The sequence below is a fragment of the Bradyrhizobium sp. cir1 genome, assembly GCF_014198245.1.
In the GTDB taxonomy this organism is placed as follows: Bacteria; Pseudomonadota; Alphaproteobacteria; order Rhizobiales; family Xanthobacteraceae; genus Bradyrhizobium.
This window is the reverse complement of sequence record NZ_JACIHE010000002.1, coordinates 315,131-329,043: the sequence shown is the minus strand read 5'-3', so window position 1 is coordinate 329,043 and position 13,913 is coordinate 315,131. Positions and strand designations below refer to the sequence as shown.

14 protein-coding genes are annotated in these 13,913 nt (G+C 64.2%); 6 read left to right on the top strand and 8 right to left on the bottom strand.

Features of this window, described 5'->3' with window-relative positions; all coding sequences use genetic code 11:
- Positions 1 to 5 precede the first annotated feature (5 nt).
- The 5 genes from GGD63_RS06020 to GGD63_RS06000 all read right to left on the bottom strand — a co-directional run bounded on the left by GGD63_RS06020 (position 6) and on the right by GGD63_RS06000 (position 4,708).
- Positions 6 to 722 (bottom strand): ABC transporter ATP-binding protein, encoded by a 717-nt coding sequence (locus GGD63_RS06020; protein WP_183239983.1) that lies wholly within the window; start codon positions 720 to 722, stop codon positions 6 to 8.
- A complete protein-coding gene (locus tag GGD63_RS06015) occupies positions 715 to 1,470 on the bottom strand; it encodes an ABC transporter ATP-binding protein (RefSeq protein ID WP_183239981.1) in 756 nt (251 codons plus the stop codon). Before GGD63_RS06015 ends, GGD63_RS06020 begins: the two co-directional genes overlap by 8 nt.
- Complete coding sequence (locus GGD63_RS06010) at positions 1,467 to 2,495, bottom strand: branched-chain amino acid ABC transporter permease (RefSeq protein ID WP_183239980.1); 1,029 nt, start codon at positions 2,493 to 2,495, stop codon at positions 1,467 to 1,469. The genes GGD63_RS06015 and GGD63_RS06010 overlap by 4 nt, the downstream gene beginning before the upstream one ends.
- Before the next feature lie 8 nt (positions 2,496 to 2,503).
- Entirely contained in the window at positions 2,504 to 3,373 is an 870-nt protein-coding gene (locus GGD63_RS06005; protein ID WP_018643262.1) for a branched-chain amino acid ABC transporter permease, read from the bottom strand.
- 156 nt (positions 3,374 to 3,529) lie between these two features.
- Entirely contained in the window at positions 3,530 to 4,708 is a 1,179-nt protein-coding gene (locus GGD63_RS06000; RefSeq protein ID WP_183239978.1) for an ABC transporter substrate-binding protein, read from the bottom strand.
- Between the two features lie 590 nt (positions 4,709 to 5,298).
- On the opposite strand from GGD63_RS06000, the gene GGD63_RS05995 reads away from it, so the two are divergent.
- Positions 5,299 to 5,592: a hypothetical protein gene (locus tag GGD63_RS05995; protein WP_183239976.1), complete on the top strand. Its 294-nt coding sequence runs from the start codon at positions 5,299 to 5,301 to the stop codon at positions 5,590 to 5,592.
- Between the two features lie 128 nt (positions 5,593 to 5,720).
- Here GGD63_RS05995 and purU read toward each other — a convergent pair whose 3' ends face one another.
- Positions 5,721 to 6,584 carry a formyltetrahydrofolate deformylase gene (purU, locus tag GGD63_RS05990; RefSeq protein WP_183239974.1) on the bottom strand — a complete coding sequence of 288 codons (864 nt, stop codon included), beginning with the start codon at positions 6,582 to 6,584 and terminating at the stop codon, positions 5,721 to 5,723.
- Positions 6,585 to 6,742: 158 nt separating this feature from the next.
- On the opposite strand from purU, the gene GGD63_RS05985 reads away from it, so the two are divergent.
- Positions 6,743 to 7,579: a uroporphyrinogen-III synthase gene (locus tag GGD63_RS05985; RefSeq protein WP_183239973.1), complete on the top strand. Its 837-nt coding sequence runs from the start codon at positions 6,743 to 6,745 to the stop codon at positions 7,577 to 7,579.
- 63 nt (positions 7,580 to 7,642) lie between these two features.
- On the opposite strand, the gene GGD63_RS05980 is transcribed toward GGD63_RS05985, so the two are convergent.
- Positions 7,643 to 8,317: a Crp/Fnr family transcriptional regulator gene (locus tag GGD63_RS05980; RefSeq protein WP_183239971.1), complete on the bottom strand. Its 675-nt coding sequence runs from the start codon at positions 8,315 to 8,317 to the stop codon at positions 7,643 to 7,645.
- Positions 8,318 to 8,654: 337 nt separating this feature from the next.
- On the opposite strand from GGD63_RS05980, the gene GGD63_RS05975 reads away from it, so the two are divergent.
- Complete coding sequence (locus tag GGD63_RS05975; protein WP_183239970.1) at positions 8,655 to 9,476, top strand: ABC transporter ATP-binding protein; 822 nt, start codon at positions 8,655 to 8,657, stop codon at positions 9,474 to 9,476.
- Positions 9,473 to 11,404 (top strand): long-chain fatty acid--CoA ligase, encoded by a 1,932-nt coding sequence (locus GGD63_RS05970; protein ID WP_183239968.1) that lies wholly within the window; start codon positions 9,473 to 9,475, stop codon positions 11,402 to 11,404. The genes GGD63_RS05975 and GGD63_RS05970 overlap by 4 nt, the downstream gene beginning before the upstream one ends.
- A 68-nt stretch (positions 11,405 to 11,472) precedes the next feature.
- On the opposite strand, the gene GGD63_RS05965 is transcribed toward GGD63_RS05970, so the two are convergent.
- The gene (locus GGD63_RS05965; protein ID WP_183239966.1) at positions 11,473 to 11,826 is read right to left on the bottom strand and encodes an endonuclease domain-containing protein; all 354 of its coding nucleotides are present in this window, start codon (positions 11,824 to 11,826) and stop codon (positions 11,473 to 11,475) included.
- A 79-nt stretch (positions 11,827 to 11,905) separates the two neighbouring features.
- Here GGD63_RS05965 and GGD63_RS05960 point away from each other — a divergent pair, with 79 nt between their 5' ends.
- Both GGD63_RS05960 and GGD63_RS05955 read left to right on the top strand, forming a co-directional pair.
- Positions 11,906 to 12,799 carry a branched-chain amino acid ABC transporter permease gene (locus GGD63_RS05960; protein ID WP_018643253.1) on the top strand — a complete coding sequence of 298 codons (894 nt, stop codon included), beginning with the start codon at positions 11,906 to 11,908 and terminating at the stop codon, positions 12,797 to 12,799.
- 3 nt (positions 12,800 to 12,802) lie between these two features.
- Entirely contained in the window at positions 12,803 to 13,876 is a 1,074-nt protein-coding gene (locus GGD63_RS05955) for a branched-chain amino acid ABC transporter permease (RefSeq protein ID WP_183239965.1), read from the top strand.
- Positions 13,877 to 13,913: the final 37 nt, after the last annotated feature.

Sequence of the window (13,913 nt, the reverse complement as noted above, 5' to 3'; positions counted from 1 at the left end):
AAAGATTAGTGTGCGGCCGCGCCTGCGACGCCGAGGTGGCGCTCCAGGACCGAGGGGTCGGCCTTCAGCGCGGCGCTCGGGGCGTCGTGGACGATCGTTCCGCGCTCCAATATCACAACGCGGTCGGCGAGCCCCAGAATCTTTTGCGCATTCTGCTCGACGATGATGGAGCAGATGCCCCCTGCCCGGGTGATGGTCCCGATCGCCTTGAGCAGCTCTTCGACGATAATCGGGGCCAGGCCCTCGGTCGGCTCGTCCAGCAGCAGCACCTTCGGATTGAGGGTCAGCGCGCGGCCGATCGCCAGCATCTGCTGCTCGCCGCCGGAGAGCTGGTTGCCGAAATTGCTCCGCCGCTCCTTCAGACGCGGGAACATCTCGTAGACCTTCTCCACCGTCCAGGGACCCGGCTGGGCCACCGCGGTCATGTTCTCCTCCACCGTGAGCGAGCGGAAGATGTTGCGCTCCTGCGGCACCCAGCCGATGCCGGCGCGTGCCCGCTGGTCGGGCCGCAAGGTGGTGACGTCGGTGCCGGCCAGCGCGACGGTGCCGGAGAAGCGGCGGGTGACGCCGACGATGGAGTTGATCAGCGTGGTCTTGCCGGTGCCGTTGCGCCCGAGCAGCGCCAGCACCTGCCCTTCGGCAAGGCGCAGGCTCATCTTCGGCAGCACCACGGCCTCGCCGTAGCCGGCGCGAAGTGCATCGATTGCGAGCAGGTCAGACATTGACCGCCTCCTCGCCGAGATAGACCGCCTTCACCTGCGGATCGCGCGCGACCTGCTCGGGCGGGCCCTCGGTCAGCAGCGCGCCGGAGACCAGCACCGAGATGCGGTCGGCGAAGGAGAAGACGAGATCCATGTCGTGCTCGATCAGCAGCACCGTGACGTCGCGCGGCAGCGCGCCGACCACGGCGAGAATGTCATGGCGCTCGCTCTCGGGCACGCCGGCGGCGGGCTCGTCGAGCAGCAGCACGCGTGGCTTGGCCGCAATGGCGACAGCGATCTCGAGCAGGCGCTGCTTGCCGTAAGGCAGCGTCACGGTCTCTTCGTTCATGACGTCGAGCAGATGGAAGCGCGTCAAGAGCTCGGCGATCTCGCCGTTGACGTCGATGCGCGTCCCCATCCGCCGCCACCAGTCGCCGCCATGGCCGAGGCGTTCGGACACGGCAAGGCCGATGGTCTCGAGCGGGGTCAGGTCGGGATAGAGCTGGTTGATCTGGAAGGTGCGCGACAGGCCGCGCAGCACGCGCTTATGCACGGGCAGGTCGGTGATGTCCTGGCCTTCGAGCAGGATGCGGCCGGAGTTCGGCTTGAGCACACCGGTGAGCTGGTTGATCACGGTGGTCTTGCCGGCGCCGTTCGGGCCGATCAACGCATGGCGGGCACCTTGCTCGATTCTGAGGGAAAGATCGCGGGTGACGCGCAGGCCGCCGAACTGCTTTTCGAGATTCCGGGTTTCGAGCGCGATGGTCATGCGTCGCTCTCCGGCACGGCGACGACAGCCTTGCGGCCCGCGACCTGCTTGATGACCAGGTTCGGCACATACAACACCCAGCGATGCAGGCGCTGGCGGCCGACCAGCACGATCACGACCAGCACGAGGCCGATCCAGAACTGCCAGTATTGCGGCGTGATGGTGGAGAACAATTCCTGGAGCATGCGGAACACCACCGCGCCGATCAGCCCGCCATAGAGATAGCCGGTGCCGCCGATCACGAGCACCAGCATCAAATCGGCGGAGCGCTCGAAGGCGAACACGTCGAGCGAGGCAATCGCGGTGGTCTGGGTGAACAGCGCGCCTGCGATGCCGGCATAGAACGCCGCGAGCGTGTAGATCGCAATCAGGCGGCGGTTGACCGGGATGCCGATGGCGGCTGCGCGCAGCGGGTTGTTCTTGATGGCGCGCAGCGACAGGCCGAACGGGGAATGGACGACGCGGCGGGCGAGCAGGAACAGCACGAACAATACGGCCAGCGAATAGAAGAAGCCGGCCTTGCCGAACATGTCGAACGGAATCTCGCCGAAGATCGGCTGCATCTCGATGCCTTGCAGGCCGTCGGTGCCGCCGGTGATGTTGGAGAAGCGTTCGGCGAGCGCCTCCAGCAGCAGCGCGATGCCGAGCGTGACCATCAGCCGGGTCAGATCGACGCCGCGGATCACCAGGAAGCTGGTGGCAAAGCCCAGCACCATTGCGGCAAGGCCCGCGACGATGAGTGCCAGCACGGGCTCGTTGATGATTCCGTGCAGGGCCAGAAGCCCCGCGGCATAGGCGCCGACGCCGAAGAAGGCGGCATGGCCGAGCGAGACGATCCCGGCATAGCCGAGGATCAGATCGAGCGACATCGTGAACAGCGCCAGCCGCAGAATGTCGGTCATGATCAGATAGCGCGTGGGAAACAGGAAGCCGCAGGCCAGCACGATGAGCCAGAAGGCGGCCTCGCCATAGTGCCAGCGCGCGTGGCGCTGGGCGTGATACCCGACGTCGGAAGAAGCGGTCATCGGCGAACTCAACGCGCGGCCGTGCGGCCGAACAGGCCGTTCGGGCGCCAGATCAGGATCACGATCATCATGGTGTAGATCACGAAGGGTCCCATCTTCGGCACGTAATATTTACCGGCGACGTCGCCGATGCCGAGCAGGAGCGAGGCCAGGAACGGGCCTGTTATCGAGGAGGAGCCGCCGACGGTGACCACGATCAGGAAGTAGATCATGAACTTCAGCGGGAAATACGGATCGAGGCCGAGGATCTCGGCGCTCAGCGCACCGCCGAGACCGGCGAGCCCGCAACCGAACGCAAAGGTGAAGGCGAACACCTGCGGCACGTTGATGCCGAGGCCGCTGGCAGCGCGCGGGTCGTCGACCGCAGCGCGCAGGCGGCTGCCGAAGCGGGTCTTGGCCAGCACCATCTGGAGGCCGATGGTGAGCAGGCCGCAGATCACGATGATCATCAGCCGGTAGCGGCCGATGCCGACGCCGAACACATCGAACTGGCCCTGGAGCGCGGCCGGCAGGTTGATGAAGACGCGCGAGGAGCCCTGGATATAGTCGACGGCTGCGACCGACATGAAGGTCAGGCCGATGGTGAACAGCACCTGGTCGAGATGGCTGCGGGTGTAGAGATGCCGGTAGAGCGTGCGCTCCAGTGCGATGCCGATCGCGGCCGACGAGACGAAAGCGAGCGGCAGCGCGGCGAAGAACGGCCAGCCCATCCGGTTGACCAGCACCATGCAGACATAGCCGCCGGCCATGGCGAAGGCGCCATGGGCGAGGTTGACGAAATTCATCAGACCGAGCGTGACCGCGAGCCCGCAGGCGAGCACGAACAGCAGCATGCCGTAGGCAACGCCATCGAACAGGTTGGTGAGAATTGCGGTCATCGACGGTAGATCGTTCCTGTAGACGCTCGTCATTCCGGGGCAGCACGAAGGCGATGAACCCGGAATCTCGCTTCAACAATTTCGAGATCTCAGATGCGCAATTGCGCATCTGAGATTCGCGCTAATGCGCGCTCCGGGATGACGCGCTTTCGCGCGTCACTTCTTGGTCTTGCCGAGATCCTTGACGGCCTCGAAGGTCGCGAACTCGACATTGTAGAGCTCGCCGTCGACCTTCTCGACCTTGCGGATGTAGATGTTCTGCACGATGTCGCGGGTCTCGGGGTCGATCGAGATCGGACCGCGCGGGCTTTCCCACTTCTGGCCCTTCATGGCCTCGACCAGCTTGGTGCCGTCGGTGTCGCCGTTGGTCTTCTTCAGCGCCTCGTAGATCAGGTGGATGCCGTCATAGCCGCTCACCGCCATGAAGCCCGGGCGGTTTCCGAACGCCTTCTTGTAGGCGGCGACGAAGTCCTTGTTCATCGCGGACGGATGCGCTGCGGAGTAGAGATGCGCGGTGACCGTGCCGAGCACGGCGTCGCCCATGTTGTTGAGCAGGTCATCGTCCGTGACGTCGCCCGGCCCGATCACCTTGATGCCGGCCTTGTCGAGGCCGCGCTCGGCATATTGCTTCATGAAGTTGCCGCCCTGGCCCGCCGGCACGAACACGAAGATCGCGTCGGGCTTGGCATCCTTCATGCGCTGCAGGAAAGGTGCGAAGTCGGGGTTCTGCAAGGGCGTCTTGACCTCTTCGACCACCTCGCCGCCACCGGCGGTGAAATTCTGCTTGAAGAAGTTGAGCGCATCATTGCCCGGCGCGTAGTCCGAGGTGAGCGTCGCCACCTTCTTGATGCCGTTCTTCACCGCCCAGTCGGCGATGATGGTCGAGGACTGCGCCAGCGTGAAGCTGGTGCGCACGATATAGGGCGAGCGCTCGGTGATGATGGAGGTGCCGGCGGCCATGACGACCTCCGGGATCTTGGCCTGCGTTGCCAGCGGCGCGGCGGCAAGGGCTGCGGGCGTCACGCCGAAGCCGGCGATAAAATTGACCTTGTCGTTGACGATCAGCTCCTGCGCCGCGGTCTTGGTCTTGTCGGGGATAGCAGCGTCGTCCTTGAGGATGATCTCGACCTTCTTGCCGGCGACGGTGTCGCCCTTCTGCTGCATATAGAGCTTGACCGCGTTCTCGATCTGCTTGCCCGTCGAGGCCTGGCCGCCGGTCATCGGCAGGATCAGGCCGACCTTGACCGTGTCTTCCGCCTTGGCGGGCGCGACGGCCGCGAGGCCCGCGATGGCAGCGACCGCTGCGGCGCGTGAAAAAATCTTGCGTTCGAACATCAGATGTCCCTCCCCTTCATTCCTGACCTTTTGTAAGCCGGACCGAGTGCCCGGTCCTTGCCGCGCTTCACTTACGGACAAGCCATGCCGTGCGGCCACATGGCGTCCTCTGCAACCCCGTTGTCAATCGGACGTTGGGCGACCATTCGGCGCAAGCCGCGTGATCTGCCTCAACGACGGCAGGGAGAGATTTGTACGATTGTACAAATAAAATGGTCCTGTCAACGAAAAAGCCCCTCATGGCGCTGGCCGGTTGGGCGATGGTGGTTGGTGCGCCATTTTAAGGAGGCCGCACGACGCCGTAGATGGAGGATTCCGCCTCTCATTTGCAGAATCTGGACATCTCACGTGCTTCGCGGCGAGGCCATTGGCGACGCTCACCGACCGAGCACGACAGTGAATACGTAATGTATACCGTATCAGCTAAGCCTGCCCCTTCAAGGGCTAAATTAGCTTACTATAATACCGTAAATGTATACATTATCGCCGACCCTCGAATAGGCCAATTTTACATGTTGAGGGCTATAGTCCGCCGCTGACGCCCATCCGGCGCTCCCTCATCCCGCGCCCGATCGGGCACGACCTAGAAGATGTCCATGCGTTCCCGTTCGCTTTCGATCGCTGCTGCAGTCGCCCTGCTCGCTTCCAACCTTGCAGGCTGCGGCACGGTCAACGAAAAACTCTCGGCCGGCATGGGCGACTACGTCCCGCAATGGGCCGGCGGCCTGCCGGCCGATGCCCCGCCGCGGCCGGGCACGCCGCAATACGACGCCTACATGAAGGAGCGCGAGCGCAAGCGGCTGATGCCGGCGGCCGATCGCGAGAAGGAAGAGCAGGCGCAGAAGGGCACGACGGGGACGACGTCGCCTGGCGCGATCCGCTGAGGCGCAACAACCATCCCGCTGTGGTTCCGGGGCGCCTCGCAGAGGCGAACTATGGTGCGCAATTGCGCACCTGAGAATCTCGAGGTTCCGGGTTCGATGCTGACGCATCGCCCCGGAACGACCGACCGTCAATCCACGAACACCACAGTCTTGCGGCCGTTGAGGATGACGCGGTCGTCGAGATGGTAGCGGATCGCACGCGCCAACACGCGGCGTTCGATGTCGCGGCCCTTGCGCACGAGATCTTCCGGCGTGTCGCGGTGGCTGATGCGCTCGACGTCCTGGTCGATGATCGGGCCTTCGTCGAGGTCGCGCGTGACGTAATGCGCGGTGGCGCCGATCAGCTTCACCCCGCGCTCGTGCGCCTGGTGATAGGGTTTTGCGCCCTTGAAGCCGGGCAGGAACGAGTGGTGGATGTTGATGCAGCGCCCCGAGAGCTTTGCCGAGAGATCGTCGGACAGGATCTGCATGTAGCGGGCGAGCACGACGAGATCGGTCTTCGTCTTGGCGACGAGATCGAGGATCTGCGCCTCCTGCTCGCGCTTGGTCTCCTTGGTGATCGGCAAATGGTGGAACGGGATGCCGCCGAAATCGAGCCCATCATAGACTTCGCGCGGATGGTTGGAGACGATCGCCGCAAGCGTCATCGGCAATTCGCCGGTGCGCCAGCGGTAGAGGATGTCGACCAGGCAATGGTCGGACTTCGACACCAGCAGCATCACCTTGCGATGCGCGGCGCGGTCGCGCATCTGCCACTCCATGCCGAAACGCTCCGCAATCGCGGCAAAGCCGGTCTGGAGTGCGGCGAGCTCGACGGCGAGATCGGCCGCGGTGAACACCACGCGCATGAAGAACTTCTTGGTCTCGACGTCGTCGAACTGCTGGGCGTCGAGAATGTTCTGTCCGTTATGGGCCAGGAAGGTCGACACCGCCGAGACGATGCCGGAGCGATCCGGACAGGACAGGGTCAGGACATATTGATGGTCGGGCATGGCTCTGATGAAGGTTTGTGCAACGGCCGCGGAACACCCCGCGATTTGCGCCCTGCTCTAGCACCGACGCTGCCCTTGCGCCAATCCCAAGGCTTGCATCAACGTAAAGCGCAGAGTCAGGATGAACGTACCCTTGCGATTTATACCGGAGCACGCCCATGGCCGACCGCTTGAACGGCACCCGCATCCTGATCCTGGAAACGCGCGAGGAGGCGCAGTTTTCGAAGCTCCTGGCCGAGCAAGGCGCCGATGTCGTGCAGTGCCCGATGTTCACGATCCATGATGCGCCGGACCCCGCTCCGGTCGAGGCCTGGATCCGGCGCGCCATCGACAAGCCCTTCGACGACCTCGTGCTGATGACCGGCGAAGGCCTGCGGCGGATCATGAAGCTCGCGCGGGCCCGCGGGCTCGACCAGGCCCTGGTCGCGGCGATCGCCAAATCGCGAAAATTCACCCGCGGGCCGAAGCCCGGCAAGGCGCTGCGTGAAATCTCGCTCGAGGCGCAGCAGACCACGGAGAAGCCGACCACCGAGGGCGTGATCGAGATGCTGGGCAAGCTCGACCTGAAGGGGCGGCGCCTCGGCCTGCAGCTCTACCCCGACAAGGACCACAGCGCGCTGACCGGCGCGCTCTCGGCGCAAGGTGCCGAGGTCGACACCGTGCTGCCCTATGTCTACGATTCCAAGGCCGCGGATGCCAACATCGTCGCCGCGATCGACGACATGGCGGAGGGACGGATCGACTCGATCGCGCTGACCAATCTCGGCCAGGTCCGCCGCCTGATCGAGGCCGCCAAGGCGCATGGCAGCGAGGCGAAGCTGCGCGCAGGCCTCGAACGCACACTGATCGCATCAGTCGGCCCGGCCGTCTCCGGCGAGCTCGCCGCGCACGGCATGCGCACCGACGTCTCGCCCGCCGACGAAGCCTATTTCATGCGGCCGCTGATCTCGGCGATGGCGAGTGCGCTGGCGGAGAGAAAGGCGGGGGCGAAGTGAACGAACTGCCTCCGCAATGGGGAACGAGACGGCTCAACAAACGCTGTGTTGCGAGCGCCTTCACTAATCGCCGTAACCGCGCAGCCGTTCGATATCCAGAATCGTCACCCCGCCATATTCGAGCCGCAGCAGCCCCTCCTTCTCCAGCCGGTTCAGCGCGCGGTTGGCGTTCTGGCGCGACATGCCGGAGAGCGCGCCGATCTCCTCCTGGGTGATCTCCAGATGCGCCGTCGATTCCGGATAGAGGATCGGGTTGAACAGAGAGGCGATGCTGCGCGCAAGCCGCGAGGTGGCATCGAGCGTGCGGTTGACCTCGAGCATGCCGATGAACTGGCCGAGCCGCTCGTTGAGCTGTCGCACCAGGAAGCGATTGAAGCCGACGCTGTTCTCGAACAGCCACATGAACGCGCTGCGCTCCATCAGCGCGACGCGGCTGTTGCGCAGCGCGACCACGTCATAGCGGCGCGGCTCGTTCTTGAGCACGCTGCCCTCGCCGAACCAGGCCCCCGCCGTCAGTCCGGCGAGGCTCGTCTCCTTGCCATCGCGCGAGACCCCGCCCATCCGGGCAAGGCCGAAGACCATGCCGGCCCAATAGGCAAACGTGTCACCACGCATGAACACGGTCTCGCCGGTGCCGTAAGACCGCTCCGTGATTCCGGCGCGAGCGACCTCGATCTCAGCTTGCGTGAGCTCGCGCGACCAGGCGGCGATGCGCCTCAGATGATCCTCCGAAATCATGATCTCGAGGCCAGCCGCACCGTCTCGTCACTCCGCTCTTTCTGCTGCGCTGCAACATTGTCGTTCCGATCCCCATCCGACGAAAGATGGAGGCCGCTGCCGCCCGAAAAACTTTGTCGCAGAATTGTCAGGCCGGAGACATTTCAAAATAACGCTTTCCCCTATTGAGAGCCACCTCGGGTGGTGCGGCTTTTGATCCCGAAAGGGAACGAATGCCGCGCCGGTCCGGTCGAGACCAATAGCTGCATGGTCTGGCCGGCACGGCCGTACTAGGATCGCCCGACAGGAACGGACGAAGAGCGCCAATCAAGCGCCATCACCGGGAGGGATTCGTTTGGTGGCTACCAGTCTCGAAGTGCGCGGCGTGTCCTTGCGATTCGGCGGCGTCCGTGCGCTGACCGATGTCAGCTTCGCCATCAAGGAGGGCGAGCTGTTCTCGATCATCGGCCCCAACGGCGCCGGCAAGACCTCGATCGTGAACTGTATTTCCGGTCGCTACAAGCCGACCGAGGGCCAGCTCTTCTACGGGGAGCGCGACATCACCGGCCTCACGCCGAACGCCCGCGCCTCGCTCGGCATCGGCCGCACCTTCCAGAATCTGGCGCTGTTCCACCACATGAGCGTGCTCGACAACATCATGGTCGGCCGCCATCACCTCTTGAAGAACAACTTCCTCACGGGATCGCTGTACTGGCTCACCGGCGCACGCAAGGAAGAGCTGGCGCACCGCCACAAGGTCGAGGAGATCATCGACTTCCTCGACCTGCAGTCGGTGCGCAAGGCGGCCGCCGGGACCCTCTCCTACGGCCTGCGCAAGCGCGTCGAGCTCGCCCGCGCCATGGCGCTGGAGCCACGCCTCATCCTCCTCGACGAGCCGATGGCCGGCATGAACTTCGAGGAGAAGGAGGACATGGCCCGCTACATCGTCGATCTCAACGAGGAGTTCGGTATGACGGTGGTGATGATCGAGCACGACATGGGTGTGGTGATGGACATCTCCCACCGCGTCATGGTGCTGGATTTCGGCCGCAAGATCGCCGAGGGCGATCCGGGCGCGGTGCTCGCCGACCCCCACGTCAAGCGCGCCTATCTCGGCGAGGAGGACGAGGTGCTGGTCGATCCCGACGATGCTTCGCCGGCGCAGGAGAGCGCTGCATGATGGATTATGCGGGCCGCGTCGCGCAGGCCGACACCTATCCGAAGATGCTCCGGCTCAATGCGAAGGAGCATGGCAACGAGATAGCGCTGCGCGAGAAGGATCTCGGGCTGTGGCGCATCTTCACCTGGAACGACTACCAGACGCGCGTGCGCGATTTCGCGCTTGGCCTGCTCGAGCTCGGTCTTGGCCGGAACGACGTCATCGGCATCATCGGCGACAACCGGCCGGACTGGGTCGCGGCGGAAGTCGCAACGCATGCCATCGGCGGCCTCAGCCTCGGGCTTTATCGCGACGTGCTGGATGAGGAGGCTTCCTATCTGCTCAATTATGGCGAGGCCCAGCTGGTCTTCGCCGAGGACGAGGAGCAGGTCGACAAGCTGCTCACGCTCGCCGACCGCGTCCCGAAGCTGAAGCACATCATCTATTCCGATCCGCGCGGCATGCGGAAATATGACGACCCGCGCCTGATGTCGGCCGAGAAGTTTGCCGAACTCGGCCGCGCGCGGGCCGCACGCGAGCCGGAGCTTTACGACAAGCTGGTCGATGCCACCAAGGGCGAGGATGTCGCTATCCTCTGTACGACGTCAGGCACCACCTCGCATCCAAAACTCGCGATGCTCGCCGCCGGCCGCGTGCTCGGCCATTGCGCGACCTATCTCGCGTTCGATCCCAAGGGGCCCGACGACGAATATGTCTCGGTGCTGCCGCTGCCCTGGATCATGGAGCAGGTCTACGTACTCGGCAAAGGCCTCTTGTGCCGGATGAAGATCAACTTCGTCGAAGAGCCCGACACGATGATGAACGATCTGCGCGAGATCGCGCCGACCTTCGTGCTCTTTGCCCCACGGGTCTGGGAATCGATCGCCGCCGACGTTCGCGCCAAGGTGATGGACGCAACGCCGTTCAAGCAGCGCCTGTTCGACATCGGCATGAAGAGTGGCCTTGCCGCGCTCGAACAGGGCAAGCACTCCGGCTTTGCCGACGCGATCCTGTTCCGCGCGTTGCGCGACCGGCTCGGCTTCACCCGCCTGCGCTCGGCCGCCACCGGCGGCGCGGCGCTGGGGCCCGATACCTTCAAGTTCTTCCAGGCCATGGGCGTGCCGCTGCGCACGCTCTACGGCCAGACCGAGCTGCTCGGGGCCTACACGCTGCATCCCGAGGGCAAGGTCGATCCCGACACGACCGGCGTGCCGATGGCCGACAGCGTCGAGATCCGCATCGACAACGCCGACGTCCACGGCGTCGGCGAGATCGTGGTGCGGCACCCGAACATGTTCCTCGGCTATTACAAGAACCCCGAGGCCAGCGTCGCCGACATCAAGGACGGCTGGATGCTGTCGGGCGATGCCGGCTATTTCAACGCGAACCGCCAGCTCGTCGTCATCGACCGCATCAAGGATCTCGCCGAGACCTCGCGCGGCGAGCGCTTCTCGCCGCAATTCATCGAGAACAAGCTGAAATTCTCGCCCTATATCGCCGAAGCCGTGGTGCTCGGGGCCGGCCGCGACGCCCTCGCGGCGATGATCTGCATCCGCTACTCCATCATCTCGAAATGGGCGGAGAAGAACCGCCTCTCCTTCACCACCTACAGCGACCTCGCCTCGCGCCCCGAGGTCTACACGCTGCTGCAGAAGGAGGTCGAGACCGTCAACGCCACGCTGCCGCCGGCCCAGCGCATCTCGCGCTTCCTGCTGCTCTACAAGGAGCTCGATGCCGACGACGGCGAGCTCACCCGCACGAGAAAGGTGCGCCGCGGCGTCATCAACGAGAAATACGAAGGCATCATCGACGCGATCTACCGCGGCGATTCCGACATCCCCGTCGATACCGTGATCCGCTTCCAGGACGGCACCACGCAGCGCGTACGGACGACGCTGCGCGTGGTGGATCTCGGCGGGCACGGGCATATGGCGGAGGCTGCGGAGTGAGCCAGTCTGCTGCCCCGCATGCCGCCGCCCTTCGCCTCTCCCCGCTTGCGGGGAGAGGCCGGAGCGCGTCAGCGATCCGGGTGAGGGGAAGTCTCCGCGAGCGCGGTGACAATCGTCTCGAGAACGCCAGCCAAGTTGCGAGACACGTCGTGGTTCCAGAACCGCAGGATCCGATAGTTTCGATCGGTCAGCCATCTGTCCCGCACGGCGTCATGCGAACTGTCGGCGTGTTGGCCGCCGTCGAGGCGGGCTTCGCGGCAAATGAAGTCTACCGTGTATGGACCAATCGGCTCCTGCCGGACGAATTTATAGCCGTTCAGTCGGCGAGCGCGCAGGCGATACCACAAGATCCCTTCCGCATCTGTCGAGGCGCTGCGCAGGCTTCTGGCACGCCCCGTCTTACCCTCATCAGCACCTCGCATGCGGAAGCTCCCCCTCACCCGCCGCGCTTTGCGCGACGGCCTCTCCCCGCAAGCGGGGAGAGGCGAAGGATAGCATGACATGAACACCGCCTTTCTCATCCAGCTCCTGGTCAACGGCCTCGTGGTCGGCACGCTCTATGGCGTGGTCGCGATGTCGTTCGTGCTGATCTACAAGGCGACGCAGGTCGTCAATTTTGCGCAAGGTGAACTGCTGCTGGTCGGCGCCTGGGTGTGCTGGGCGCTGCTCGCCAAATACCAGGTGCCGTTCTGGATCGGCATGCCGATCACGCTGGTGTTCATGTTCGTGTTCGGCATCGCGGTGCAGGTCCTGATCCTGCGGCCGATGATCGGTGAGCCCATCATCTCCGTCATCATGGTGACGATCGGCCTTTCCACCGTACTGCAGGCCACGCTGAAATGGATGTTCGGCGTCAACCCGCAGCCATTCCCGCGCGTGTTCGAGAGCCAGTCGGTCAGCCTGTTCGGGCTCCAGATCCAGACCGTCTATGTCATGAGCCTCGTGGTGTCGGTCGCAATGATGATCGGGATGGCCTGGTTCTTCCGTGCCTCGAAATACGGCCTCGCGATGCGCGCCACCGCATTCAACCAGCAGGTCGCGCAGTCGCTCGGCATCTCCGTCAAGAGCGTGTTTGCGATGGCCTGGGCGATCTCGGCGACGGTGTCGGCCGTCGCCGGCGTCGTCGTCGCCGTCGTCAACGGCGTCTCCTCGGGCCTTGCCGCCTACGGCATCAAGGTGTTCCCGGCGGCGATCCTCGGCGGGCTCGATTCCGTCGGCGGCGCCGTGCTCGGCGGCATCATCATCGGGCTGCTGGAGAACGTCGCGCAATATGTCGACAGCGAGTATCTGCACTGGGGCAATCTCTACGAGATCGCGCCGTTCTACGTCCTCATCATCGTGCTGATGATCAAGCCTTACGGCCTGTTCGGCACCCACGACATCGAACGGATCTGACCCATGGCCGGCCCTGCCCTCATCCCCGCTGGTGATTTCCGCACCTCCTACGCGGCCGACACCACAATCTTCCCGACCACCACCAGCCGCAACTTCGCGATCGCGGGCGTGCTGCTGCTCTGCCTCGTGCCACAATTCCTCAGCGGCTACTGGCTCAGCATCCTGATCCAGATCGGCATCTTCTCGATCGCGGCGCTCGGCCTCAACATCCTGGTCGGCTTCACCGGCCAGATCTCGATCGGCCACGCCGCCTTCTTCCTGCTCGGCGCCTTCTCCTCGGCCTACATCTCGAACAACGCGCCGATCCCGGTATTCTTCGCGATCCCGCTCGCCGGTGTCGTCACCGCGATGGTCGGACTGATCTTCGGCATTCCCGCGGCGCGGCTGAAGGGTCTCTACCTCGTCATCGCAACGCTCGCCGCGCAATACATCCTGCTCGACTTCTTCTCCCGCGCAGAATGGTTTTCCGGCGGCTCAGTGCCCGCCAGCGCCGAGCCGTTCTCGATCTTCGGCTACACGCTGCGCGGCGACAGGCAGTATTTCTACGTCGTGCTGGCCTATGTGCTCTTGAGCTACATCCTCGTCACCAACCTGATGCGCACGCGCGACGGCCGCGCGCTGGTGGCGATCCGCGACCATTATCTCTCCGCCGAGATCATGGGCATCAACCTCACGAAGTATCGGACGCTGTCGTTCGGCCTTGCTGCCTTCTTCGCCGGCATCGCCGGTGCGCTCTACGCGCACTACCAGCTCGTGGTCTCCCAGGAAGGCTTTGGCATCGAGCGCTCGATCCTGTTCCTGGCCATGATCATCATCGGCGGCACCGGCTCGATCATGGGCACGCTGATGGGCACCGCCTTCGTCGTGCTGCTGCCGGAGTCGATGGAATGGATCAGCCTGCATTTGAAGGGCGGCGCGATCGACAAGGCGCTGTCGCTCAACACCAACATCACCTTCCTGCGCGAGATCGCGATCGGGCTCATCATCATCGCGTTTCTGATGTTCGAGCCGGACGGGCTCGCGCATCGCTGGCGACAGATCAAGGCCTACTGGAAACTCTACCCGTTCTCGCATTGAGCGCGGGCGACTTCACTTTAACGATAACAGGAGGAAC

Coding starts and splice junctions, on each gene's coding strand:
- purU (WP_183239974.1), bottom strand. CDS start 6,584: ATGCCCGACCATCAATATGTCCTGACCCTGTCCTGTCCGGATCGCTCC.
- GGD63_RS06000 (WP_183239978.1), bottom strand. CDS start 4,708: ATGTTCGAACGCAAGATTTTTTCACGCGCCGCAGCGGTCGCTGCCATC.
- GGD63_RS06005 (WP_018643262.1), bottom strand. CDS start 3,373: ATGACCGCAATTCTCACCAACCTGTTCGATGGCGTTGCCTACGGCATG.
- GGD63_RS05955 (WP_183239965.1), top strand. CDS start 12,803: ATGGCCGGCCCTGCCCTCATCCCCGCTGGTGATTTCCGCACCTCCTAC.
- GGD63_RS06020 (WP_183239983.1), bottom strand. CDS start 722: ATGTCTGACCTGCTCGCAATCGATGCACTTCGCGCCGGCTACGGCGAG.
- GGD63_RS05995 (WP_183239976.1), top strand. CDS start 5,299: ATGTCCATGCGTTCCCGTTCGCTTTCGATCGCTGCTGCAGTCGCCCTG.
- GGD63_RS05970 (WP_183239968.1), top strand. CDS start 9,473: ATGATGGATTATGCGGGCCGCGTCGCGCAGGCCGACACCTATCCGAAG.
- GGD63_RS05985 (WP_183239973.1), top strand. CDS start 6,743: ATGGCCGACCGCTTGAACGGCACCCGCATCCTGATCCTGGAAACGCGC.
- GGD63_RS06015 (WP_183239981.1), bottom strand. CDS start 1,470: ATGACCATCGCGCTCGAAACCCGGAATCTCGAAAAGCAGTTCGGCGGC.
- GGD63_RS06010 (WP_183239980.1), bottom strand. CDS start 2,495: ATGACCGCTTCTTCCGACGTCGGGTATCACGCCCAGCGCCACGCGCGC.
- GGD63_RS05965 (WP_183239966.1), bottom strand. CDS start 11,826: ATGCGAGGTGCTGATGAGGGTAAGACGGGGCGTGCCAGAAGCCTGCGC.
- GGD63_RS05980 (WP_183239971.1), bottom strand. CDS start 8,317: ATGATTTCGGAGGATCATCTGAGGCGCATCGCCGCCTGGTCGCGCGAG.
- GGD63_RS05960 (WP_018643253.1), top strand. CDS start 11,906: ATGAACACCGCCTTTCTCATCCAGCTCCTGGTCAACGGCCTCGTGGTC.